The sequence below is a fragment of the Mycobacterium sp. H4Y genome (assembly GCF_000364405.1).
Taxonomy (GTDB): Bacteria; Actinomycetota; Actinomycetes; order Mycobacteriales; family Mycobacteriaceae; genus Mycobacterium; species Mycobacterium intracellulare.
Window position 1 is genome coordinate 107030 of record NZ_AKIG01000001.1, and the last position, 22427, is coordinate 129456.

Annotated in this window: 22 protein-coding genes and 1 pseudogene; 9 read left to right on the forward strand and 14 right to left on the reverse strand. The window is 66.5% G+C overall.

Translation table 11 applies throughout. The features are described from left to right. Positions 1 to 7 precede the first annotated feature (7 nt). Both W7U_RS00535 and W7U_RS00540 read left to right on the forward strand, forming a co-directional pair. On the forward strand, positions 8 to 751 hold the full coding sequence (locus W7U_RS00535; protein ID WP_008253697.1) for a hypothetical protein: 744 nt from the start codon (positions 8 to 10) through the stop codon (positions 749 to 751). Between the two features lie 21 nt (positions 752 to 772). Further along, the gene (locus W7U_RS00540; RefSeq protein ID WP_008253698.1) at positions 773 to 1729 is read left to right on the forward strand and encodes an LLM class F420-dependent oxidoreductase; all 957 of its coding nucleotides are present in this window, start codon (positions 773 to 775) and stop codon (positions 1727 to 1729) included. Here W7U_RS00540 and W7U_RS00545 read toward each other — a convergent pair whose 3' ends face one another. Genes W7U_RS00545 through W7U_RS00555 form a run of 3 tightly spaced genes read right to left on the reverse strand, consistent with a single transcriptional unit; the run spans position 1730 to position 4531 of the window. Beyond that, positions 1730 to 2905, reverse strand: coding sequence for an acyl-CoA dehydrogenase family protein (locus W7U_RS00545; RefSeq protein ID WP_008253700.1), 1176 nt, complete (start codon positions 2903 to 2905; stop codon positions 1730 to 1732). Positions 2906 to 2933: 28 nt separating this feature from the next. Beyond that, a complete protein-coding gene (locus W7U_RS00550) occupies positions 2934 to 3230 on the reverse strand; it encodes a ferredoxin (RefSeq protein ID WP_008253702.1) in 297 nt (98 codons plus the stop codon). Continuing rightward, positions 3227 to 4531, reverse strand: a complete 1305-nt coding sequence (locus W7U_RS00555; RefSeq protein WP_008253703.1) for an NADH-ubiquinone oxidoreductase-F iron-sulfur binding region domain-containing protein — start codon at positions 4529 to 4531, stop codon at positions 3227 to 3229. The genes W7U_RS00550 and W7U_RS00555 overlap by 4 nt, the downstream gene beginning before the upstream one ends. Before the next feature lie 36 nt (positions 4532 to 4567). Here W7U_RS00555 and W7U_RS00560 point away from each other — a divergent pair, with 36 nt between their 5' ends. Continuing rightward, positions 4568 to 5041 (forward strand): hypothetical protein, encoded by a 474-nt coding sequence (locus W7U_RS00560; protein ID WP_008253705.1) that lies wholly within the window; start codon positions 4568 to 4570, stop codon positions 5039 to 5041. 26 nt (positions 5042 to 5067) lie between these two features. Here W7U_RS00560 and W7U_RS00565 read toward each other — a convergent pair whose 3' ends face one another. The 6 genes from W7U_RS00565 to W7U_RS00590 form a co-directional block, all read right to left on the reverse strand. After that, a complete protein-coding gene (locus W7U_RS00565; protein ID WP_008253707.1) occupies positions 5068 to 5934 on the reverse strand; it encodes an alpha/beta hydrolase in 867 nt (288 codons plus the stop codon). Between the two features lie 15 nt (positions 5935 to 5949). Next, a complete protein-coding gene (locus tag W7U_RS00570; protein ID WP_026071476.1) occupies positions 5950 to 6363 on the reverse strand; it encodes a Rieske (2Fe-2S) protein in 414 nt (137 codons plus the stop codon). A gap of 1 nt (position 6364) precedes the next feature. Continuing rightward, positions 6365 to 7510 (reverse strand): amidohydrolase family protein, encoded by a 1146-nt coding sequence (locus W7U_RS00575; RefSeq protein ID WP_008253711.1) that lies wholly within the window; start codon positions 7508 to 7510, stop codon positions 6365 to 6367. Between the two features lie 28 nt (positions 7511 to 7538). Further along, positions 7539 to 8630 carry an amidohydrolase family protein gene (locus W7U_RS00580; RefSeq protein ID WP_008253713.1) on the reverse strand — a complete coding sequence of 364 codons (1092 nt, stop codon included), beginning with the start codon at positions 8628 to 8630 and terminating at the stop codon, positions 7539 to 7541. A 246-nt stretch (positions 8631 to 8876) separates the two neighbouring features. Beyond that, positions 8877 to 9770, reverse strand: coding sequence for an NAD(P)-dependent oxidoreductase (locus W7U_RS00585; protein ID WP_008253715.1), 894 nt, complete (start codon positions 9768 to 9770; stop codon positions 8877 to 8879). Between the two features lie 76 nt (positions 9771 to 9846). Then, positions 9847 to 10239, reverse strand: coding sequence for a carboxymuconolactone decarboxylase family protein (locus W7U_RS00590; RefSeq protein ID WP_008253716.1), 393 nt, complete (start codon positions 10237 to 10239; stop codon positions 9847 to 9849). A gap of 285 nt (positions 10240 to 10524) precedes the next feature. Here W7U_RS00590 and W7U_RS00595 point away from each other — a divergent pair, with 285 nt between their 5' ends. From W7U_RS00595 to W7U_RS00605, 3 genes are all read left to right on the forward strand, one after another. Next, positions 10525 to 11154 carry a nitroreductase family protein gene (locus W7U_RS00595; RefSeq protein WP_051070671.1) on the forward strand — a complete coding sequence of 210 codons (630 nt, stop codon included), beginning with the start codon at positions 10525 to 10527 and terminating at the stop codon, positions 11152 to 11154. 145 nt (positions 11155 to 11299) lie between these two features. Then, positions 11300 to 12298 carry an acyl-CoA dehydrogenase family protein gene (locus tag W7U_RS00600; RefSeq protein ID WP_008253720.1) on the forward strand — a complete coding sequence of 333 codons (999 nt, stop codon included), beginning with the start codon at positions 11300 to 11302 and terminating at the stop codon, positions 12296 to 12298. Further along, complete coding sequence (locus W7U_RS00605; protein ID WP_008253722.1) at positions 12282 to 13457, forward strand: acyl-CoA dehydrogenase family protein; 1176 nt, start codon at positions 12282 to 12284, stop codon at positions 13455 to 13457. Before W7U_RS00600 ends, W7U_RS00605 begins: the two co-directional genes overlap by 17 nt. A 5-nt stretch (positions 13458 to 13462) precedes the next feature. On the opposite strand, the gene W7U_RS00610 is transcribed toward W7U_RS00605, so the two are convergent. Next, positions 13463 to 14839, reverse strand: a complete 1377-nt coding sequence (locus tag W7U_RS00610; protein ID WP_008253723.1) for an alpha/beta hydrolase-fold protein — start codon at positions 14837 to 14839, stop codon at positions 13463 to 13465. Between the two features lie 235 nt (positions 14840 to 15074). Here W7U_RS00610 and istA point away from each other — a divergent pair, with 235 nt between their 5' ends. The 3 genes from istA (at position 15075) to W7U_RS00625 (ending at position 18891) form a co-directional block, all read left to right on the forward strand. After that, a complete protein-coding gene (istA, locus tag W7U_RS00615) occupies positions 15075 to 16625 on the forward strand; it encodes an IS21 family transposase (RefSeq protein WP_036428486.1) in 1551 nt (516 codons plus the stop codon). Further along, the gene (locus W7U_RS00620) at positions 16622 to 17434 is read left to right on the forward strand and encodes an ATP-binding protein (RefSeq protein WP_008253727.1); all 813 of its coding nucleotides are present in this window, start codon (positions 16622 to 16624) and stop codon (positions 17432 to 17434) included. The genes istA and W7U_RS00620 overlap by 4 nt, the downstream gene beginning before the upstream one ends. A 194-nt stretch (positions 17435 to 17628) precedes the next feature. Further along, positions 17629 to 18891 carry an IS256 family transposase gene (locus tag W7U_RS00625; protein WP_008253729.1) on the forward strand — a complete coding sequence of 421 codons (1263 nt, stop codon included), beginning with the start codon at positions 17629 to 17631 and terminating at the stop codon, positions 18889 to 18891. Between the two features lie 161 nt (positions 18892 to 19052). Here W7U_RS00625 and W7U_RS00630 read toward each other — a convergent pair. The 4 genes and pseudogenes from W7U_RS00630 to W7U_RS00645 all read right to left on the reverse strand — a co-directional run bounded on the left by W7U_RS00630 (position 19053) and on the right by W7U_RS00645 (position 22412). After that, positions 19053 to 20313, reverse strand: a pseudogene (locus W7U_RS00630) (IS30 family transposase). A gap of 119 nt (positions 20314 to 20432) precedes the next feature. Next, positions 20433 to 21032: a hypothetical protein gene (locus tag W7U_RS00635; RefSeq protein WP_008253736.1), complete on the reverse strand. Its 600-nt coding sequence runs from the start codon at positions 21030 to 21032 to the stop codon at positions 20433 to 20435. Continuing rightward, positions 21029 to 21913 (reverse strand): hypothetical protein, encoded by an 885-nt coding sequence (locus W7U_RS00640; protein WP_008253738.1) that lies wholly within the window; start codon positions 21911 to 21913, stop codon positions 21029 to 21031. The genes W7U_RS00635 and W7U_RS00640 overlap by 4 nt, the downstream gene beginning before the upstream one ends. A gap of 55 nt (positions 21914 to 21968) precedes the next feature. Continuing rightward, complete coding sequence (locus W7U_RS00645) at positions 21969 to 22412, reverse strand: hypothetical protein (RefSeq protein WP_051070672.1); 444 nt, start codon at positions 22410 to 22412, stop codon at positions 21969 to 21971. Positions 22413 to 22427 lie beyond the last annotated feature (15 nt).

Consider the following 22427-nt stretch of genomic DNA (forward strand, 5'->3'; position numbering starts at 1 on the left):
GAACGCGATGCATCTACCCGGCACACCCTCGGACGAGGTCACCGAAATCCTTGCCACGGGTAATGGCGGGATCAGCACCCTGTTCGTGTCCATGGCGACCCGGCACCCCGAGGGCAAGGACGCCGAATACCTGCGCTGGCACACCCTCGACCACCGCCCGGAACAACACCGGCTGGCCGCGGTGCGCGCCTCGTTGCGCCTGGTGTCCACGCCGGCCTGCCGCTCCGCACGCGCGCTCACCGAGGGGCCGTTGAGCGCGGTCGACCACGTGATGACCTACTTCTTCGCCGACGTCGCCGGCCTGCACGATTTCAACGAATTGTCCACCGCGCTCGGCAACGCCGGCCGCAAGCTTGCCTTGCTGCCACCGGTGGAGCGCGGCGTGTACGACGTCCAGCACAAGGCGGCGGCACCCGGGATCAAGGCCGGGTCGGACGTCCTGCCCTGGTTGCCCGCGCGGGGTGTGTACCTGTTGGTCGAACGCGGATCGGCATCGCCGGACCCGCTGCTCGACGTCGACGGCGTCACCGGTGTCTGGTCCGCGCTCTCGCGCCGGGTCGACGCCAAACTGGCCAGCGCTCAGGGCAATCAGTCGATCACGTACTGCTTCCTGGATGACGACCCGATCGACACCGCGGAGCGGATGCGACCGGTGCTGACCGACCGCTGGGCCGATGACCGCGTCGAACCCTTGTTCGCCGCACCGTTTTTCGCGGTGGTGCCCTACGAATGGGATCGATATGTCCCCTAGACAGCGAGAGTCGAGGGTCGCATGCGCATCGGTTTGATGGTCGGCTCCGACAAGGAGCGCGCGCGTGCCGACCGGCTGGCCGGGCTGATCGACGACGGGACGGGCGCCGAAAGCGCCGGCTTCACCGCCTTTTGGATTCCCCAGGTTCCCGGCTACCTCGACGCGATGACCGCCGTGACGCTGATCGGGCAGGCGACCGCTCGCATCGAGATCGGGACCGCGGTCGTGCCGATCCAGACTCGCCACCCGATGATCATGGCGCAGCAAGCCTTGACGACGCAGATCGCGTGCGGCGGGCGGTTCACGCTCGGCATCGGTCCGTCACATCATTGGATCGTCAACGGTCAACTGGGGCTGGCCTACGACCGCCCGGCGCGCCTGATGGGCGACTACCTCGACGTGCTGAACGCGTCGTTCGGGGGACCCGGCACCGTCGACGTCGACAACGAAAGCTATTGCGTCCATTCGCCGGTGGATGTCACGGACGCCTACGGCGTGCCCATCTTGTTGTCGGCGCTGGGACCGGCGATGCTGCGGCTCGCGGGCGAGCGGGCCGGCGGCACCATCTTGTGGATGGCCGACGAGCGCGCGATCGCGGACCACGTCGTCCCGCGCATCACCTCGGCGGCGACCGGGGCCGGGCGGCAGGCGCCACGAATCGTCGCCGGTGTTCCCGTCGCCCTGTGCTCGGCCAACGAGGTCGGCGATGCCCGCGCCTACGCCAGCGAGGTGCTCGGACACGCGGATTTCTCGCCGAACTACGTGCGGCTGCTGGAACACGGCGACGCCGAGGACGTCGGCGACACCATGGCGGCCGGCGATGAACAGGCCATCCTCGCCCGGTTGTCCCGCTACCGTGACGCGGGCGTGACCGACCTGGCGGCGCGAATTGTGCCGCTGGGCAAAGATGTTGGCGAGCGGGCCGACTCGCGGCGCCGGACCCAGGACTTCCTGTCGTCGCTGTGTCCGGAGTTGTGATCAGCGCGCCGGCAGGCCGAGGACCCGCTGGGCGATGATGTTGCGCTGAATCTCCGACGTGCCACCGGCGATGGTGCCCGCGTAGCTGCTGATGTAGCGGGCGAACCAGCCGGCGGTGAAAAGGTCGGGGGCGTAAGGGTTGTACGGGGCCGTCAGCCCCTTGGCGCGCAACCCGTCGGCGCCGGCCGCGTCCAGCGCGTGCCGCAGCGCGCTCTGCTCGGCCTCCGAACCGAAGACCTTCAGCACCGACAAGGCGGCGACGTCGACGTCGCCGCGGGCCGCGCGCCCCAGTGCCGCCGAACCGAGCAGCCGCAGCGCGTAGTAGTCCATCACAATGGTGGCGTAGTGGTCTGCGTTCAGCTCGTCGGCCGGCCGGTAGTCCTCGAGCAGTTGCTCGAGCCGGTTCGCGAACGCCATCCACATCAGGGTGCGTTCGTGGCCGAGCGACCCGTTGGCGACCCGCCATCCGCCGCCCCGCGGGCCGACCAGGTTGTCCGCGGGCACCCGGACGTCGTTGAAGAACACCTCGTTGAAGTCGAGCTCGTCGGGGTCATAGACCGAGGCGAAGGGGCGGCGCTGAACCCCGGGGGTTTCGGTCGGGATGAGCAGGGCACTGATCCCCTTGTGCCGCGGCGCATCTGGGTCGGTGCGAACGAAGGTCAGGATGACGTCGGCGTCATGGGCGCCCGACGTCCATACCTTCTGGCCGTTGACCACGAAGTGATCGCCCACCAACTCGGCCTTCGTCCGCAGCCCGGCCAGGTCGGAGCCGGCGCCGGGTTCACTCATTCCCAGTGAGGCGGTCTTGTCGGCCCGCAGAATCGGGACGGCCCAGCGCTGCTTTTGCTCCTCGGTCCCGAAGGACAGCAGCGACGCGGCGATGATGCCCACGCCTTGGGGGTTGAAGCAGTGATAGATCCGGCGCCGCGAGAGTTCTTCGCGGTGCACGAACTGCTGGAGGATGTCGGCGTTGCGGCCGCCGAATTCCGGTGGGTTTCCGGGCAGCAGCCACCCGTGGTCGAACTGGAGCCGCTGCCAGCGGCGCGACCACTCGGGCACATGCGAGGTCGACGAGGGGCGCTCCGCGGCCTGGGCCTCCACCGGCAGATGTTCGTCGAGAAAGGCGACGAATTCCGCGCGGAAGGTTTCAACGTCGGCGTCAAAGGTGAGTTGCATGGTCGTTAAGATTCACGCCCGGAGAAGGTCAACGGGTGAATCCCCATTCGGCTTCGTTCTCTTCGGTTTTGAGATTCTCCGCCGGATCCTCGGCATCGGCGAGTGGCGGCTGGGGGGCGCGAGCGGTGCGCTGACCGATCTCGGTGATCGCGTGCACGGGGCAGTCCAGCAGCGCCCGCATGACCGCATCGCGGTCCGCTTCCGCGACCGTGCCATCGCCGATCAGGGATGCATACCCCCAGTCGTCCAGCGAGAAGTATCCCGGCGCGTGTTTGGCGCAGATGCCGAAGCCGTCGCAAATGGTGCGGTCCAGACGGATTTTCATGCGTGCCTCACAGCTTCCGCCTCGTAGGGGCGCCCGGCGTGGAACGCGCCGCGGGCGCAGTCCGGGCACGCGCCGTCGACGTGCGCGCCGACTTCGTCCGGGAACTGATCGAGCAGGCTGGCGGCCACATTGGTGGCGGCATCCAGGGTCGCGCAGGCCCCGCGCCCGCGCAGCACCACCGACCAGCGTCGCAGCCGCTCGACGTCTTCTGGGGTTGCGGCGCCGTCACGCAGGGCACCGGCCGCCGCGGCCATCGCCGCCGTCCCGTTGAAGCACGAGCCGCACTGTCCGGCGTTCTCGCGGTCGAAATAGGCCAGCACCGACGCCGCCACGGCGACGGGGCAGTCGTCCGTGATGACCGAGATCGCGCCGCAGCCCAGCCCGCTGCCGACCCGTCGCATCGTCTCGTGGTCCAGCGTCGTCTCCAGCACAGAGCGGTTGAGCAGGCCGGCGAAGTAGCCGCCCATCAATGCGCCGCGCACTTGGTCGGCCGGAACGCCGTGCACGGCAAGCAATTCGGTGAACGGCAGGCCGTGGGGAAGCTCGTAGAGGACCGGCGGTCGCCCGGCCCCGGTGATGGTGGCCAGGAAGGTACCCGGCGACAGCGGCGTGCCCTGCGCGCGGAACGCCGCCGAGCCATGCCGCTGCAGGTAAGGCAGGTTGGCCAAGGTCTCGACGTTGCTCACCAAGGTCGGCCGGTCGTCGACGCCCGCCTCGAATGGGCGGGGCGGCTTGTCCGTTGGCTTGGCCGGGCCGCCATTGATCGCGCGGACGGCCGCGGTCTCCTCGCCGGCCACGTAGCCGGCCGGCACGGTCAGCATGGTGATCGGCACGCCGAGCGTGTCGGGGCCCAGTTCGCCCAGCGCGGTCTCGACGCTGTGCGCCGACTCCGCGTCCGACACATAGAGGTAGGCGCGGTCGGCGGCAACAATCGTTGCGGCCAACCGCAGCCCGTCCAAGACCAGGTGCGGACGGTTGCGCAGCAGCCAGCGGTCCTTGATCGACGCCGGTTCTCCCTCTTCGCCGTTCGCGACCACGACGGGGCCACCGGTGTCCGCCATCAGGCGTCCGTTCTCGCGCACCGTCCGCAGTTTCACCGCAAGCGGGAACGCCGCGCCGCCCCGGCCGACCAGTCCGCTGGCCTCCACCTCGCTCAGCAACGCGTCGGTGTCGGTCATCGGGTGATAGCCGCCGGCCTGCCGGTAGGCGGCCAGGTCTTCCCGGCCGGCCTGCTCGGACAGCAGCCGCGGCGAGCACCCGGCGGGGACGGCGGTGGTGGTTGCGGACTGGGTGGTGTTCAAAGCTGGCCTGCCATCGTCTTAGTTAGGCTTGCACACATGCGAACTGCCGTGGTGCGTGTCAACGTCGACCCGGAAAGCGGGCTCACGCCCGCACAACTACGTGACGGCATGGCAGCTCTCCACGAGCTCGCGGCCGCGGCCGGCGCCGACGTGGTCAAAAACGACCTCGCCACCATGCCGGTGCGCCGCCGCGAGGTCGAATTGCTCATCGCGGCCGAAGACAGCGGCGCCGCGCAGAACACCGCAATCGGACTGTGCGCCAAAGCTTTCGGCACCACCCCACGCCCGGGTGTGATCACCTTCGTCAGCCGGGGCACCAACGACGACGCACACGGGGTGCTGTCCGCCTTCGGGCTGACCGGCGACATCGAGCGAACCCCGGGCGACGACGGCTTCGACATCGTGCACGTGACGCTTCGGGAGAAAGACCTCGAACGGATTCCGGAAAGCCGTGTGCACACGGCGCTGGAGGCGTCGCTCAATTGCGAGGTCCACATTCGCACCCGGTAGGAACCACAAAAGACGACGTAGGGACATTACGAGCCCAGGAATTCCAGGATCGCGGGCGCCGCCTGCACCCACGTGTCGAACATGTTGAAATGCTGCACCCTGCCGGCGGCGCGGTCTTCGGACGCGCGCTCCCAGGCGTCCTCGGGCCAGGGCGGATCAATGAGCTTTGACCCCTTGATCAAGCAACTGACCTCCAGCGACGTCCGCTTGGGGTGATCCATGTCGTTCTCGCCGCCGCGAATGATCAAGGTGGGCACCTTGATCCGGTCGAACATCTCATCCTCGACGCCGGGAATCGTCTGCCCCGGCTTGGAAACGAACGCGTTGAGCCAGCGCAGCATCACCTTGAGGAATTCGTCTTTGTCGAAGTCGAGGAATCGCTGCTTGTTGTCCGGGTTCTCCTCGATGCGCTCCCGCCATTCGGCCACCTTCACCACGCCGTCCATGCCGGTGCCGCGCACCGCGAGGATGCTGGGAACGATGTAGAAGGAACCGAGCACGAAGGTGCCGTAGATGCCGCCGACGATGTTCCACACCACGAGCTTGGTGACCATCTCGGGGTAGAGCATCGTGGTGAGCATCGAATCCCTCGCCCCGCCAGAGCCTCCGGCGAGAATGCAGCGATCGAAGCCCAGGCCGGTCACCAGCTTGTGCAGCGTCTCGGCGCGCATGTGGGACTCGCTCTGCCCGTAGAACTGCACGTCCGAGGCGCCGCAGTTGGGGCGGTCCCACAGCAGCACCCGATAGCCGCCCGCGGCCAGCGCGTCGGCCAGCGGGCGCAGGCCGGGGATCTCCTTGCTGAACCGGCCGCCCGGCGTCAGGGCAATGAGATCGCCCGAGTCACCGAGGATTTCGTAGACGACATTTCCCCCGTTGATCTCGATAGAAGGCACCCGATTCTCCTGTTGTTAGGCCTGTACCAAAACGTCTTTGCCGACGACGCGCACCGGATAGGTGCGGATGCTCCACTCCGGCTTGACCGCGGTGGTGCCGGTCGCCAGCTCGAAACCCCATTGGTGCCACGGGCAGTAGATGTATTCCAGGTCGCGCACCATGACCGAGTCACCGGGCGCGGTCTCGTCGACGATCGTGCGTCCTCGGGCACGTCCCGAACACAGCGGCCCGCCTTGGTGGGGGCAGTAATTCGCGATGGCGTAGAAGGTGCCGTTGACGTTGTAGACACCGACACCGTGACGTCCGATCGGTACCAGTTTGTGTGTGCCCGGCGGGATTTCGTCCACGGTGGCGACTACATGTTCGCGACCCTGGGCGAGTCGGGGCTCGGGGCGCCTGGTGGTTGCCCCTTCCTCTTGGGTCGTCAATTCAAAGCACCCGGGTCTGACCCTCGAGGACCGGCACGGTCTCGGGCAGGTGATAGGTCGCGATGCCGTTCTTGTACATCACCGCGTCGCGGGCGTGCTTGGGCAGGTGCTTGACCAACCAGCGCGGGTCATCGAACGTCCAGTGCGGGTAGTCCGAGGAGAACAGCAGGATCTTTTCGCACTCCATCCACTCCAGCGCGCGGGTCAGCTCAGTCTTGTCCTCGGGATAATCCAGCGGCTGGGTGGTGAACTTGATGTGGTCCTTGACGTATTCGGACGGCTTGCGCTTGATGTCGAGCCACGACTTGCGGGCATCGTAGATCGCGTCCATCCGCCACATCAGCGGCAGGATCCAGCTGAAGGCGTGCTCGACGAACACGATCCGCAGCGTCGGGAACCGGTCAAAGACGCCGTCGAAGATCAGGCTCATCACCTGGTTGGCCGCCAGCAGGGAGTAGGTCACCATGAAGTCGTGGTTGTAGCTGGGGAATCCCACCGGCGGGATCGGCAGCTCGTCGAACTGGCTGCGCGACAGGTGGCAGCTCACGGTGATGTCGTTCTTCGTGGCGGCCGCCCAGATCGGGTCGTACTTCGGGTGGCCCCAGGACGGCCGCGGCTCGGCCTTGATCAGGATCTGCGCCATGAAGGGGTGCCCGGCCCAGCGCTCGATCTCGCGGACCGACTCTTCCGGCTCCTCGATGGCGAGGCAGATCGACCCGCGCCACCGTTCGTGCCAGTTGTTGTGGCTGTCCAGCCAGTGATTGGCCTGCCAGTCGTTCAGCGCGGCCGACATCGCATGCTGCGCTTCGGGAATGCGCGCCGGGTAGGCCGCGGGCTCCAGGATTGCGATGTCGGAGCCGGCCTCCATGATCAGCTGACGGAAGGCCAACTCCGGGTCGCTGCAAGGGAACTCGCCATTGGCGGGGAAGGAGTCCACCCGCATGGCGTAGGAGTGCGCGTAGTCGGGTGCGTCGTAGTAGATCTGCTCACCAACCGTGCGAGTGAGGAAGTACTTGCTGCGCCACGGCTCGGGAATGTACGGGAGTAGCTCTCCGCGCTTGGGGGCCGGGTGGACATCCGAGTCGACGCAGCGGACGGCTATGCGCTCGGTAGCGGGAACCCGCTCCTGCGAATGGGTCAACGTCATCTGGCTCTCCTCAGTTTTCGCGATACTTCTACTGTGCGCCCACCCCGGCGGGAATGTCTATGCCGTAGAGCCGCGCCGCGTTGCGCCAGCACAGCTTCTCGCGCTGTTCGGCCGACAACGCGCTGGGCAGTTTGCTGACATCGCCGCATTGCCAGTGTGGATAACTCGAGCCGAACATCACCATGTCGTCCTTACCGGTGAAGTCAAACCATTCGCCGGCGAACTCGACGTCGCCGGGGCCGTCGAGACTGCCCTGAACGAAGAACACGTGACCGGGCAGGTAGTCGCTGGGAATCCGCGGTGCCCACGGCGTCTGCTCCAGGTGCGGACGGCCGAAGGTGTCCATCCGCCAGATGAACGGCGTGATGAAGTCGGCGGCGCCGTCGCCCCAGACGAACTTGAGGCCGTCGAACCGCTCGAACACACCCTCGGCGATCATGTTCATCAGGTGATACAGGTAGTTCAGCGCCATGAAGCTGACGTACTGCTCGTAGGTGCGGGTGTTGCCGTTCGGCGTCGGCGGGAATGCGATGCCCGACCCGACCTCGATGTGCGCGGCGACGGGTAGTCCGGCGTCGACGGCGGCCTCCCAGATCGGCCAGAACTGCGGTTTGCCGTACAGCTCGCGGGATTGCAGCGGGACGCCGATCTGGACCACCCGCGGGTGCGCACGCCACCGCTCGATCTCGCGCAGCGCGCCGGGGATGTCGTCGGGGTTCACCCGGATGGTGCCGCGGAACCGCTCGCCGAACTGGCTGGACTCCAGCCAGTTCGACACCATCATCTCGTTGTGCGCGGCGTGCAGGGCGCTGCCCAGGTGCCGGTCCGGCATGATGCCGCGCGCCATCGGGTGCAGCACCGCCACATCGACGCCGCGCTTCGAAAACAGTTCATTGGCAACGAAATCCGGGTCCGAACCCGGGTACTGGCGGTCCGGGCCCTCGGTGTTGGGCGCGTACTCACCGCCTGGGGCGCCGTACCAGTCCATCTCGTAATCGGGGAAGCCGCGGCTCTTGAACGGCTCGCGCAGGGTCTTGCGCAGGGCCTTGTTGGACGGGAAGAAGATGTGCACGCTGGCGTCGATCAACGGGGTGCTGGTTCCGTCGGCGTGTGTGATCACGAGAGCCACCCTTCGGCTGCGGCGGCGAAAGCCGGCCGCGCGAGGTCAGATGATAGCCAATCTAACATTTCGTTCGGTGGTCCATCAACGGGTTTCCGGTAAGCATTTCGTTTATTCATCGTCGCTGGTGGCGCGCGTTTTGTGGTTGTTGGAGCAAGTATGGTTCTTCTCTGCGGATAATACCATTCTCCGAGGTGGGGAGGGACGCGATCGCGGGCTCGTCGCCGCGGCGGCCGGGGCGATGGGCTAGTCCGATGCCCCGCCCACCGTCACGCCCGCGGCCCGCTCGAAGGGTTTGATCACCGTCGTGAAGTCGGATTCGGGCCCCTCGTCGCGGGCAAGGGCCTCCCACAGCCGACCGATCGTCTCGGCGACCTCGGCGGGAACGCCAAGCGCCCGCGCTTCATCGAGGTAGAGCCGCACGTCCTTGAGCATCAGCCCGGTGGCGAAGCCGTAATCGAAGGTGCGCGGCAGGATCGCGCGGGGGAACTTGTCGCGGCTCGCGCTCGTCGCACCCGATCCCGCGTTGAGCACCTCGATCATCACGGCGGGGTCGAGGCCGGCCTTGACGCCCATCACGACGACTTCCGCGGTGGCGGCCAAGACGTTGGCCGCCAAGATGTTGTTCGCCAGCTTCATCGTCTGCGCCGCGCCGGGCTTGTCGCCGACATACATCGGCCGGCCGAGCGCTTCGAGCGCGGTTCGCACGAGGTCGAATTCGTCGCGCGGGCCCGAAACCATGAGCGCCAACGTCCCTTTCTCGGCCCCGCTGACACCGCCGCTGACCGGGCTGTCCATCGCCACGATGTCGCGCCGGGCCAGCATCGCGTGGATCTGCACCGCCATTTGGCTACCGACAGTGGACAAGTCGACGTAGCGCCGCACCCGCGCCCCCTCGATCACGCCCGCCGGGCCGGTCGCCACCTCCAGCGACGCACCCGGGGTGGGCAGGCTGGCCAGCACCGTTTCGGCGCGGTCGGCGACCTCCTTGGCCGACGACGCCGGGCGGGCGCCAAGGGCGACGACGCGCTCGAGTGCCTCGCCGCTCGTGTCGAAGGCGACGACGTCGTGATTTTCCCGGAGGAGGCGGGATGCCATGGGAAGGCCCATATTTCCGAGTCCGATGAACCCGATCTTCATGTTGGGTCCCTTACCCCGATGGTGGCGACCCGGCCCCCGCAAGCGGGAGGTGCCCCCGGCGCCCGGCTCCGCCGCGCTAGCGGTCGCCACTGTCCCGGTCCAGTTCGCCGAACGCCTCACCCGCGATGCGAAAGCTGTCGACGGCGGCCGGCACGCCGGCGTAGATGGCCACCTGCAGGAAGACCTCGCGGATTTCCTCACGGGTGACACCGTTGGTCAGCGCCGCCTTGATGTGTGTGCGTAATTCGTTGGGCCGGTTGAGCACCGAGATCATCGCCAGGTTGAGCATGCTGCGGGTCTTGCGCGGGAGTTCCTCGCGGCCCCAGACGGCACCCCAGCAGTACTCGGTGACGAGGTCTTGCAGGGGCCCGGTGAAGTCGTCCGCGTTGGCCAACGCGCGGTTGACATACTCCTCGCCCAGCACCTCGGAGCGGATGTCAAGCCCCCGCTGGTAGGTTTCGCGATCCAATGCACGTCTCCCTTCAATTCGGGGCAGCGGCCCTCGATGTAGTCGCTGGCGAGGTTCCGATTGCCTGAGCGCAGTCTTGCACCGTGGCCGCTCGGCGGGGTCTACAGTCGAGGTTCTAATGAAGCTGTCCACTTTCTGTTTTCATTGCCGCCGGACGGGTGCTGGAACGTCGCGGTAACCAAAAGTCTTGCGCCGCAAGGAATACGAACTGACGGTGCGGACCTGGGCGACTCTGGACGTAGAGGAGAAGCAGTGACCGGAGCAAGCGCTGACATCTGGGAAGTGATGTCGACGGCCCGGACCATCCGGCGCTTCACCGACGAGCCGGTGGACGATGCGACCCTGGCGCGGTGTCTCGAGGCGGCCAGGTGGGCCCCCTCGGGCGCCAACGCGCAAGGCTGGCGATTCGTGGTGCTGCGATCGCCCGAGCAGCGGGCGGTGGTGGCCAAGGCCGCGGCCCACGCGCTGGAAGTGATCGAGCCGGTCTACGGTATGAACCGGCCCGCCGACGACGACAACAGCCGTCGAGCCCGCACCTACCGTGCGACATACGAATTGCACGACCGCGCCGGTGAATTTACCTCGGTCCTGTTCGCCCAGGCGCATTATCCGACGGCGTCCGAACTGCTGCTCGGCGGTTCGATCTTTCCCGCCATGCAGAACTTCCTGCTGGCCGCCAGGGCCCAGGGCCTGGGTGCCTGCCTGACCAGCTGGGCCTCGTACGGCGGTGAGCAGCTGCTGCGGGAGGCCGTCGGGGTACCCGAGGGCTGGATGATCGCCGGCCACATCGTGGTGGGGTGGCCGAAGGGCAAACATGGCCCGCTGCGCCGGCGTCCGCTGGCCGAATTTGTCAACCTCGACCGCTGGGACCAAGCCGCCAACGGCGTCCTCGACGGTGCTCGAGCCCCCGGCTAGCTGGGCGCTCGAAGCCATTGGCCCGGCGAACCGGGCGAGCGGCGGGATGGCCTGTTTGATACCCCATGCCCGGATTCAGAGATTATTACTTCCGCAACCGAGAATGGTATTCTCGCCGTGACAGTCACGACGAGAGGCGGCGCGGATGCTGTTGGAGTTCGATGCTGACCAGCGACTGTGGCAGGACACGGTGCGCGACGCCGTCGCGAAGCAGTGCCCGCCGTCGTTGGTGCGCAGCGTGGCCGAAGAGGGCGTCGACCCGAGCCCGTTGTGGAAATCGTATGTAGACCAGGGCTGGACCGAGCTCAGCGATGCGGACAGCGCCGTCGAGTTGGCCATCGTGCTCGAGCAGCTCGGCCACGCCACCGACCCCACCCCTTACCTGGCGACGATGAGCCAGTTCGCGCCGCTCGCCGCGGACCGCTTCGGCCCACACCAGTCGGGCACCGCGGTCTATAGCGGGGTCGCCGCGCACCGCGACGCCGAGGGCTGGGTCCTGGAAGGCACCGCGCGGCACGTGCTCGACGGAGATCGCGCGGATCGGCTGGCGGTGGTGACCGACGCCGGGGTGTTCCTGGTCGCGTCCGGTCAGGTGTCGGCTCGGCGCGCGGCGGTGTTCGATCCCGTACTACACGTCGCCGACCTGTCGTTCGCCGATGTTCGGGTGCCCGACAGTGACCGGCTGACCGTCGACGCGGAACGCGCACACCATTTCGCGCTGACCGGCATGGCGATCACGATGGTCGGCGCCTGCCAACGCATCCTCGACCTGGTGCTCGAGCACGTGAGTAGCCGCCAGCAGTTCGGCGTGGCGATCGGCTCGTTCCAGGCCGTGCAGCACAAGGCCGCCGACATGCACGTCGCCGTGCAACGGGCGCGCGCGCTGGCCTACTTCGCCGCGTTGACGATCGCGGCCGACGATCCGCGCCGCCGGCTGGCGGCCGCGATGGCCAAGGCATCGGCCGGCGAATGCCAGTCGCTGGTGTTCCGGCACGGCCTACAACTGCATGGCGCAATGGGATTCACGTGGGAGAACGACCTGCAGTTCGCGCTGAAACGAGCCAAGGCGGGCGAGTTGATGCTCGGCGGCGCGGCGGAGCACCGGGCGCGGATCGCGGAGGAATACCGTGCAGCTGACTTTTGATTCCGACGTCGAGGAGTTCCGGGCGGAGTTCTCGGCGTTCCTTGATGAAAACCTGCCTCCCGCAAGCGAAACGCTCGAACGCCCCCGGTCGGTCTCACACATGCCGCAGTGGGCCCGCGACTGGCAGCGGCTGTTGTTCGACAACGGCTGGCTGCTGCCCAGCCAGCCGCCGGAATTCGGCGGGCGCAACGCCACGGTGATTCAGCAGTTCGTCTACCTCGAGGAACTCAGCCGTCGCCGGATCTACCACAGCTTCAACCCGCAGGGCGTGAATATTGTTGGGGCATCGCTGTTGTCGTTCGGCAGCGACGAGCAGAAGCGGCGTTGGGCGGTGCCGATTTTGCGGGCCGAGATCACCGCTTCGCTCGGCATGAGCGAACCGAGCGCGGGTTCCGACCTGGCGTCGCTGCGCACGCGCGCGGTGCTGGACGGCGGTCACTTCGTGGTCAATGGCCAGAAGGTGTGGACCTCGGGGGCCCACGACGCCGACGTCCTGCTGACGTTCGTGCGGACCAACCCGGATGTCCCCAAGCACAAGGGAATCAGCGCGCTCATCATCCCCACCGATACCCCGGGGCTGGTGCGCCGGCCGTTCCCGTCGATCTGCGGTGCCGACGATCTCGATTTCAACGAGGTGTTCTTCACCGACGTTCGGGTGCCGGCCGAGAACCTGGTCGGGGAGCTCGACCAGGGGTGGCGGGTGGCCAACGGCTCGCTGGGCCATGAACGCACGATGATGTGGCTGGGTTTCGCCGATCGCCTGGAGAACATGATCGCCGATTTCCATCCGAGCACCGACGTCGAGCGTGACCAATACGCCAGCACCATCATGGACAAGCAGGCCCTACGGCTGCTGGGTTCGGCGGCTCTGGCGCGCGCCGCGCGTGGCGAAGATGATGTGGCCGCGATCTCGGTGCTCAAGCTGCTCGGCTCCGAGGCCGAGTTGCGTGGCATGGAACTGGCGCTGACGTCCGCGGGATCCGACGGACTGGTGCACCCGGGGCTGACGGGCCCGTACGCGCACATGAACCTCGACCACTACTTCGCCAGCTGGTTCGAGCGCTACGCCCGCAGCTTCTCCGGGACCATCGCCGGCGGCACGTCGGAGATCCAGCGCAACATCATCGCCCAGCGGGTACTCGGCCTGCCGCGCGGCTAGCGCGGTCACAGGGCTTGCTGAGAGCCATTGCTGGGCAAGGCGATCCGACTCACACCCGGGGTGTGCAGCTGGCCGGCCAGCCACGGCAGCGCGGTGGAGAACGCCATGCCGGCGGTCGGCCAGTCGTGCTTTCCGGTCTGGGCCACCACCGCGCAGTCGATGCCGTTGGCCCGGCCCAGCCCGCACAGGGACGAGGCGGCCGCGGCCTGGTTGCCCGGGTCGGCGGCGGCGGCGCGACCGGCGACGGCCATCGCGGCGGTGTCCACGGTGGTGACGTCGCGGCGCGGTGAATCACCCGACGAGATGGCGAACCAACCGGATACCCCGGTGTAGCGTCCGTGGCGGTTGATCACCGTGGTCGGGTCGAATCTCGCCCACGCGTCGGCATCGCCGTCGAACAGGTTGGCGATGGTTTGCTCCTTGGTCCCGGTGTTGGGGGTCAGGTCGCCTTCGATGTCGACGAACGAGCTGAACATGTTGGGGTGCATGACGGTCAGGTCCACCGCGCAGGTTCCGCCCATCGACCAGCCGACAACGCCCCAGCGGGACGGGTCGGGGCTGACACCGAAGTTCGAGACCAGGTAGGGCACAACGTCTTTGGTCAGGTGATCGGCCGCGTTGCCGTGGCTTCCGTTGACGCATTCGGTGTCGTTGTCGAACGCGCCGCCCGGGTCGACGAACACCAGCACCGGCGCGTTGCCGCCGTGCGCGGCGGCGAAGGCGTCGACGGCGTCCACGGCGCCGCCGGCGCGCACCCAGTCGGCGGGCGTGTTGACCATGCCGCCGATCATCATCACCGTCGGCAACTGCGGCGGCGGGTAGCTGGCGAACCAGGCCGGCGGCAGGTAGACGAGTTCTTCTCGGTGCTTGAATTGCGAAGCGTCTTCGGGGATCACGACCGGCACCAGGCTGCCGTGCGGCGGCTTGGAGCCCTTCGCCGCCAGCGTGGTGACCGTGGCCTTGTCGACCTGGTCGGGCAGCGGAACCGAGGTGAACTGATTCCACGCGCTCTGGACGGTCTGGAAGTAACCGACCCATTGGTTGAGCACGAGCAGCGAGCAGAGCAGGCACAGCGGCACGGCCAGGATGGATAGTCCGCGCCGCCACCACCGCGCACCGCGCCAGCCCAGGATCAGCACCGCCATGGCCACACCGACCAACGCGATCCAGACGTATAGCGCGTCCGGTGCCGCCGCGCTGATGCAGCGGCGCGTCCCGAGCGCCGTGCCGACCCCGGTGACGGCAGCGGCGGGCAGCCAGAGCAGGCGCCAACGACGCGATCGCCAGCCGGTGGCAACCGCCAGGGTGAGCGGGGTGACGATCTGGGCCGTGATCGGGACCCAACCGTGCATCAGAGATATGTGGTTGCCCAGTAGCGACATGGCGATTCCTCCTCCCGGGTGCCGGCGATTGAGCGGCATTAGAAAAGGATCGACTGCCGGCCTCGGCGGATGTCGGCTGCCAGCTAGAAGGGACCAGCTCGGCGCCGGTTTTGCCATGAGCATGGGACCACCTGCTTGCCACTGATGGGACCACCTGGCTGGCCGTTTTGCCAGTTATGGGACCACCCCGGCGTGGCTTCGGGGCTTCCGGTCGCTCGGCCGCTGTATTGGCCGAATGAGCTACCGGGAGGTGTCGGTGATCGAAATCAGAGAGATCCTGCGGTTGTGGCTGGAGGGTCGAGGGTTGCGGGAGGTGACCCGGCTGTCGGGTACCGATCGCAAGACGGTGCGTCGGTATGTGGACCGGGCCCGTGCGTGTGGCGTTGATCGCGACGGTGATGTGTGCCAGCTGACCGATGAGCTGCTGGCGGCGGTGATGGCCGGGGTGCGGCCGAGTCGGCCTAACGGCAGGAGCGAGGCGTGGGAAGTCATCGGCGCCGAGCACGAGCAGATCAAGGCGTGGTTGAAGCGGGGCTTGACCCTGACGAAGGTGCATACGCTGTTGGGCCGGCGTGGTGTGGTGGTGTCGTATCGGACGTTGCACCGGTATGCGGTAACGGAATTGGAGTTCGGCCGACGACGAGCCACGGTGCCGGTGGCCGACTGTGAACCCGGAGCCGAGGTGCAGGTCGACTTCGGCCGGCTGGGCATGCTCACCGATGCGGCCGATGGCCGACGGCGGGTGGTGCACGGGTTGATCTTCACCGCGGTGTATTCGCGGCACATGTTTGTCTGGCCGACCTACCGCCAAACCCTGGCCGACGTAATCGCTGGGTTCGAAGCCGCCTGGGTGTTCTTCGGCGGCGTGTTCGCGGTGGTGATCCCGGACAACATGAAGGCCATCGTCGATAAGGCCGATGCCGTCGATGCGAAACTCAATGACGCGTTCCGCGAGTACGCCCAGGCCCGGGGGTTCGTCGTCGATCCCGCCCGGATCCGCAGCCCGCAGGATAAGCCGCGCGTCGAGCGGGCTGTTCATTATACGCAGGTGAATTTCTTTGCCGGAGAAGACTTTCGGGGAATCGACGACTGCAAAGCACGGGCCGAGCAGTGGTGTGCGGAAGTGGCGGGGATGCGGGTGCACGGCACCACCCGATGCCGTCCCGCCGAGGTGTTCGCCGCCGAGGAGCTACCCAAGCTCAAGCCGCTACCGGATGAGGTGTTCGACATCCCGTCCTGGACCCACCCCAAAGTCGCCCCGGACCGGCACGTGGCTGTCGCCAAGGCGCTCTACAGCGTTCCCGGCGAGCTCATCGGGCGCCGCTTGGATGCTCGTGTAGACGCTCACACGGTCAAACTGTATTGGCGCGGTGAGCTGATCAAGGTCCACCCGGTCATGCCGCCGGGCCGCCGGCACACCGATCCCGCCGACCTGCCTGCCGAGGTGTCGGTCTATGCGATGCGGGACTTTAACGCGTTGCAGCGCAAAGCATCCGCGCACGGACAGCATGTCGGCGCATATGCCGCCGCGGTGCTGGAGCATCCACTGCCATGGACCAAGATGCGCCAGGTCTACCGGCTGCTTTCGCTGGTGCGCCGCCACGACGCGGGCGCTGTCGATAACGCCTGTCGGCGCGCGCTAGACGCCGAAGTCATCGATGTCGGACTGATCGAGCGCATGCTCACCCGCGGTGCCGGCGCGCAGCTGCCACTGATCCCGACGCCGCCGACGGCGTCGCGGTTCGTGCGCGACACAACCGATTTCGCGGTGCGGAGGCCATCATGAGCCCCGCCCGTCCCGACACCACGCCGGCGGTCAAGCCGATCGAGGTCTCCGCAGAGCTCAAAGCGCTGATGCGCCGGCTCAAACTCGGCCAGCTGCTCGACACCCTCCCGGAACGACTCGCGCTGGCCCGATCCAACCGGCTGCCCCATCACGATTTCCTGGAGATGTTGCTGGCCGACGAGGTCGCCCGCCGCGACCGCAAATCCGCGCAACTGCGCGCCAAGGCCGCCCATCTGGACCCGCAGATGCAGCTACAGGGCTGGGACGACACCGCGGCGGTCACCTACGACCGACAGCTGTGGGCCGAGCTGACGTCGCTGCGGTTCCTCGCCGACGCCTACAACGTACTCGTCATGGGGCCGGTCGGCGTGGGAAAAACGTTCCTGGCCAACGCATTAGGACACATCGCAGTCCGACGCCATCACAGCGTGCACACCGAACGCGCCGACAAACTGTTCAAACGCCTGCGCGGCGCCCGCCTAGACGGCAGCTACGAAGACGAGATGCGCAAACTGCACCGCGTCGAGTTGCTCATCATCGACGACCTGGCGCTGCACCGACTCGAGGCCACCGAAACCAGCGACTTCTACGAGCTCATCGTTGAACGCCACCGCACCGCCTCCACCATCATCACCAGCAACCGCGAACCCCCCGAGATCCTGACCATGATGGCCGACCCACTGCTGGCCCAGTCAGCGATGGATCGGCTGCAATCAGCCGCCTACGAACTCGTTGTCGAAGGCGAGTCGTACCGACAACGCCAAAAACCCCGACCCGGAAAGCCGGCCCATCCGACTCCGTCGGGTTGACCGGCAGCCCCATCATCGGTCACCATCAACCACACGGCCCGCGACCGGAGAAACCCGGTCCCATACTCATGGCAAAACGGTGGTCCCATCACCCTGGCAGGCGACACGGCGGATCCTTGGGGGACTGTCTGAATAACGGTGGATCTGATCCTGGTCTGACACGCCGGGCGTGAGCTTGGCGGGAAGGACTGACGATGTCAGAAACACTCGATCCCGTGGCGAACGAGGTGGATCAACGGCAGCTGGCTGAGCAACTGCTGGCTCAGGCCAAGGAACAGGGCGTCGAGCTGGTCGGCCCGAATGGGTTGCTCAACCAGTTGACCAAGAACGTGCTCGAGACTGCATTGGATGCGGAGATGACCGAGCACTTGGGTTATGACAAGCATGACCCGGCCGGGCGCGGGAGCGGCAACTCCCGCAACGGTACCCGTGCCAAGACGGTGCTCACCGAGATCGGGCCGGTGGAAATCGAGGTCCCGCGCGACACCGACAGCAGCTTCGACCCGCAGATCGTCAAGAAACGTCAACGCCGGCTCACCGGCATTGACGAGATCGTGTTGTCGCTCACCGCAAAGGGATTGACCACCGGCGAGGTGGCCGCCCACTTCGCCGATGTCTACGGCGCCAGCGTGTCGAAGGACACCATTTCCCGCATCACCGACAAGGTCGTCGGTGAGATGACCGAGTGGTGCAACCGGCCGCTGGAGTCGGTGTATCCGGTGGTGTTCATCGACGCTATCCACGTCAAGATCCGCGACGGGCAGGTCACCAACCGGCCCATCTACGTGGCCGTCGGGGTGACCTGCGCCGGGGAACGCGACATCCTCGGGTTGTGGGCCGGCGACGGTGGCGAGGGCGCGAAGTTTTGGCTGGCCGTGCTCACCGAGATCAAGAACCGCGGTGTTGGCGATGTGTGCATCGTGGTCTGCGACGGGCTCAAAGGACTGCCGGAGGCGGTCAACACGGTATGGGATCGTGCGGTGATCCAAACATGCGTGATCCATCTGTTGCGCAACACTTTTCGTTACGCGTCGCGCAAGTACTGGGACCAGATCGCCAAGGACATCCGGCCGGTCTACACCGCTCCGACCGAGGCCGCGGCCAAGGAACGCTTCGTCGAGTTCACCGCCAAATGGGGCGCCCAGTACCCGGCGATCATCCGGTTGTGGGAGAACGCCTGGAGCGAGTTCGTGCCGTTCCTGGATTACGACGTCGAGATCCGCCGCGTCATCTGCAGCACGAATGCGGTGGAATCACTGAATGCCCGCTACCGGCGGGCGATTCGGGCCCGCGGGCACTTCCCGACCGAACAGGCCGCGCTCAAGTGCCTCTACCTGGTGACCCGATCCCTAGACCCCACCGGCCGCGGTAAGGCACGATGGGCAATGAGGTGGAAGCCCGCACTCAACGCGTTCGCGATCACCTTCAACGGCCGGATCACTCCGACTGGCAACTAACCAATGCCAGGATCAGATCCACCGTTTATCGGACAGTCCCATCCTTGGTGAATCCTTGGGCACAGTCCTGGCGGCCGGAGCCCGGCGGCGCAGGCTCGCTGCGTCGAATGTGAATCCACGGCGTCGAGTGTGAATCCATGGCGGCCGCCGCCGGGGCGGTTTCAAGGTTTGGTTGCAACAGTGGTTTCTGTTGGCGGTGACTGTAGTAGTTGGTTGAGGCGGTTGGTGGGGTTGTCCCAGTCGAATCGTTTTCGGGGTCGTTCGTTGAGTTCGGCGGCGACTTCTGCCAGGTAGTCCGCGGAGTGCACGGATAGGTCGGTGCCTTTCGGGAAGTATTGGCGCAATAGGCCGTTGGTGTTCTCGTTGCTGCCGCGCTGCCAGGGTGAATGTGGATCGCAGAAGTAGATGTCGATGCCGGCATCGACGCTGATACGGGCATGAGCAGCCATCTCGCTGCCTTGGTCCCAGGTCAGCGTCTTGCGCAACGTCTCGGGCAAGGCCTGGATGGTCGTGACCATCACCTCGGCCACAGTCTCAGGATCTCGTCGAGTGGGCAGATGCAAAAGTTGCACGAATCCCGTGGAACGCTCGACCAACGTGCCGATCTGGGAGCGCTGGTTTTTGCCGATGATCAGATCGCCTTCCCAGTGCCCTGGCACCGCACGGTCAGCAGCCTCGGCGGGGCGCTCACTGATGTTGACCAAGCCCGCCCGGAATGCGGCCGCTGCCCGCACGGGACCGGTGGCGAGGCTTGCGCAGGGCACGCCCGGTCCGCAGACACTTGGTCAACTCGCGGCGTAATTCCCCGCGTCCTTGCACATAGAGCGCTTTATAGATGGTTTCGTGGGACACCTGCATCTCCGGGCGATCAGGGTAAGTCCTGGCCAACTCCCCAGCAATCTGTTCGGGGCTGAACTTCTTGACCAACCACGCTTGCACCTCGGTGCGCAGCGCCGGGCAACGCCCCAGCTTGCCGGTCTTGGGACGCCGCGCGCGCTGCTCACTGCGCAGCTGAGCAATCCGCGCCGAATACCCCGATTTTGCGTCCCAGCCGGCCCGGCGAGCCCCGAAGCGATACCGGGCACGATAACGGCCAACATGCCCGCGCATCACGCCGTTGTGGGCGATCTCGCGCATCACCGTCGAGGGGGCCCGACCCAACCGGGCCGCCATCGAGCGGATCGACTCACCCTGCGCGGTACCGATCATGATCTGTTCACGCTCATCAATCGACAACCGCGGCCGCTTCTGCCCCTGAGGGGCAACCCATCGTGGATTCACACCACCAAACCTGCGAAACCACTTGCTACCGCACGTCGCCGACACGCCGACCGCAACCCCGGCATCCTCCGAAGACACCCCCGCTGCGATCAACTCCCAAAACCGACGTTGCACCGACAACAGCTGCGGCTCACCCGACATCAACACCCCTAACTACGAAGTGTTGCAATCACCCCTTGAGCCCAAGCCGCGTGTCGGCGCCCTCAGCTCACAGTGAAAGCCGTGGGTTCACATGCAACGGTCGAACTAGCTGATACGGCCTAGACCGGATCGAACTTGGTGATCAGCCAGGCGCCGTTGACTCGGGTCAAACTCACCAGCACGCTGCTGGAAGCCATCGCGGGGTCGGGAGTGTCCTTGCTCGTGGTGCTCTGGTCGACCAGCACCAGCACGACCGCCGAATTCGGGTGCAATTCCTGAACCGCGGCCCCCAACACCCGGGCGTTGGTTTTCAGCGACTTCTGCTTGGCTGCCGGCGCGACGATCTGTTCGGTGAACTGGTTGTAGTACGACAAGAAGTCCCCGGACAGGTGGGTCTTGGCATTGGCGAAGTCCTTGTCGAGCGACTCCGGCGAGTACGACAGCAACGCGACGGTTCCGTCGGACGCCGCATTGGCGACCGCGCTCGCGACGCTGGCATCGGTCTGTTTGTCGGGCCGGTACTGCTTGAAGTACAGCCAGGTCGCCGTGCCGCCGGAAAGCAGCAGCAGCACAATCAGAACCACGGGAACGACTTTCACCCTGCGGCGCGCAGGTGGAGCGCTACTTTCGTCGCGGTCGGTTTGGTCGACAGAGTCGTGGTCGACAGAGTCGTCGGCAGTGTCGACGGCTGTGTCGATGCCGGGCTGGTCCTCGCTCACGGAATGAACTCCACGTTGGACATCTTGTATTGCCCGCCGTCGTTTTTGACGGTCACCTTGAGCCGCCAATTGCGTGGTGCGTCCTTGGCGCCCGCGGCGTTGGTGACGTGCGAGGTGGCCGCGACGAGAACCAACGCAAAATCCCCGTTGATCGTTTGTACGGCCGCCGCGTTCACGCTTCCCTGCGTGACCACTTTGGACTGTTCGACGACGGTCGTGAAATCCTTTGCGCGCGCTTGGAAGTCGTCCCGGAACGGGCCGGTCGAGCTGTCGATCACCCGTTGGACGTCCTCCTTGGCCTTGTTGAAGTCCATGGAAGTCAGGTTGACGACACCTTGTCGGGCTCCCGCGAGAATGTTCGCGGCGCGGTGGTTGCGCTCGATCGTTTCATTGTGGTTCCACACCATGTATCCGCTGGCGCCGAGGAAGGCGCAGATGAGCAGGATGACCGCCGCCTTCCACACCACGGACCACGAGGGCAGCCGCAGGCGCCGCCGGGAGCGGGCCGACTTGGCTTGCGCTTCTGTCCCTTCGGCGGTTTCGTCGGAGGCTTCGCCGTCGTTCTCGGCTGCTTCGGTGCCGGTTGCCTCGACGGTTCCGGTGACGTCGTCGTCGGTCTCCGGCTCGGCGGTGTCGGTTCCGTCCTGCTCGGCGGCCGGCGCCTCTTGGGCGGTCTCGGGCTCGGTTGTGGCCGCGGTCGCTGTCTCGGTCTCGGTCTGAGCCAGCGCTTCGCGCCGGAGGCGGGCGGCGCGAGCGCGGGCGCGGGCCGCGGCGGCCAGCGCCTCGGCTTCGGCGGCCTCGGCCTCGGCCTCCTCGAGCAACGCCTGCACGTCGGCCTTCGAGGTGGCCGAATCCACCGGAGCCTTCTTCTCGTCAGCCATCGTGCCTACTGCCCGTCGCCGTCATGATCGACCGACTCCTGTACGTCTCACGCGGCTACCATCGCACGAGCGAGAACGGCCAACTGTTGGCGCCCCCCGGTCCGCCGCCGCAGCCGGTGTCGAACGTCGAGTCGACCTGACCCGCCAGCGTCACCGGATCCCACGAGTAGACGTCGTGCGAGGGAAAGAACTGGACCACGCAGCGCACACCGAAGGGGTCGTCAGCGGCCATGGTGTAGCGGCCGTTGGTCAAGCGGGCCTCTCCCCTCCACGGCGCCGCTTGCCCGTTGGGCTGCGGAGTTGCGTACACCTGCAAGCATCCCGGTGTTGGCTGGACGCACGGGCTGATCGACCAAATCCAGCTGTGGCCGGGATCCCGGTTCGTGTCCACCCGGTAGTTGGCATACAGCATGTCCGCGTGGGCGGTCGGCGTGACAGTCAGCGCGGCCGTGGCAAGCGCAAGGCTCAGTGCGAAAGTCTTCACCGTTGCGTCTCCCATCTCTGCACACGCAAT

Excerpts from the sequence above, each read along its gene's own strand:
- W7U_RS00645 (WP_051070672.1), bottom strand. The coding sequence starts at position 22,412 with ATGGGAGACGCAACGGTGAAGACTTTCGCACTGAGCCTTGCGCTTGCC.
- istA (WP_036428486.1), top strand. The coding sequence starts at position 15,075 with ATGAGCTACCGGGAGGTGTCGGTGATCGAAATCAGAGAGATCCTGCGG.
- W7U_RS00545 (WP_008253700.1), bottom strand. The coding sequence starts at position 2,905 with ATGCAACTCACCTTTGACGCCGACGTTGAAACCTTCCGCGCGGAATTC.
- W7U_RS00620 (WP_008253727.1), top strand. The coding sequence starts at position 16,622 with ATGAGCCCCGCCCGTCCCGACACCACGCCGGCGGTCAAGCCGATCGAG.
- W7U_RS00550 (WP_008253702.1), bottom strand. The coding sequence starts at position 3,230 with ATGAAAATCCGTCTGGACCGCACCATTTGCGACGGCTTCGGCATCTGC.
- W7U_RS00625 (WP_008253729.1), top strand. The coding sequence starts at position 17,629 with ATGTCAGAAACACTCGATCCCGTGGCGAACGAGGTGGATCAACGGCAG.
- W7U_RS00640 (WP_008253738.1), bottom strand. The coding sequence starts at position 21,913 with ATGGCTGACGAGAAGAAGGCTCCGGTGGATTCGGCCACCTCGAAGGCC.
- W7U_RS00575 (WP_008253711.1), bottom strand. The coding sequence starts at position 7,510 with ATGACGTTGACCCATTCGCAGGAGCGGGTTCCCGCTACCGAGCGCATA.
- W7U_RS00610 (WP_008253723.1), bottom strand. The coding sequence starts at position 14,839 with ATGTCGCTACTGGGCAACCACATATCTCTGATGCACGGTTGGGTCCCG.
- W7U_RS00535 (WP_008253697.1), top strand. The coding sequence starts at position 8 with ATGCATCTACCCGGCACACCCTCGGACGAGGTCACCGAAATCCTTGCC.
- W7U_RS00560 (WP_008253705.1), top strand. The coding sequence starts at position 4,568 with ATGCGAACTGCCGTGGTGCGTGTCAACGTCGACCCGGAAAGCGGGCTC.
- W7U_RS00540 (WP_008253698.1), top strand. The coding sequence starts at position 773 with ATGCGCATCGGTTTGATGGTCGGCTCCGACAAGGAGCGCGCGCGTGCC.
- W7U_RS00585 (WP_008253715.1), bottom strand. The coding sequence starts at position 9,770 with ATGAAGATCGGGTTCATCGGACTCGGAAATATGGGCCTTCCCATGGCA.
- W7U_RS00600 (WP_008253720.1), top strand. The coding sequence starts at position 11,300 with ATGCTGTTGGAGTTCGATGCTGACCAGCGACTGTGGCAGGACACGGTG.
- W7U_RS00595 (WP_051070671.1), top strand. The coding sequence starts at position 10,525 with ATGTCGACGGCCCGGACCATCCGGCGCTTCACCGACGAGCCGGTGGAC.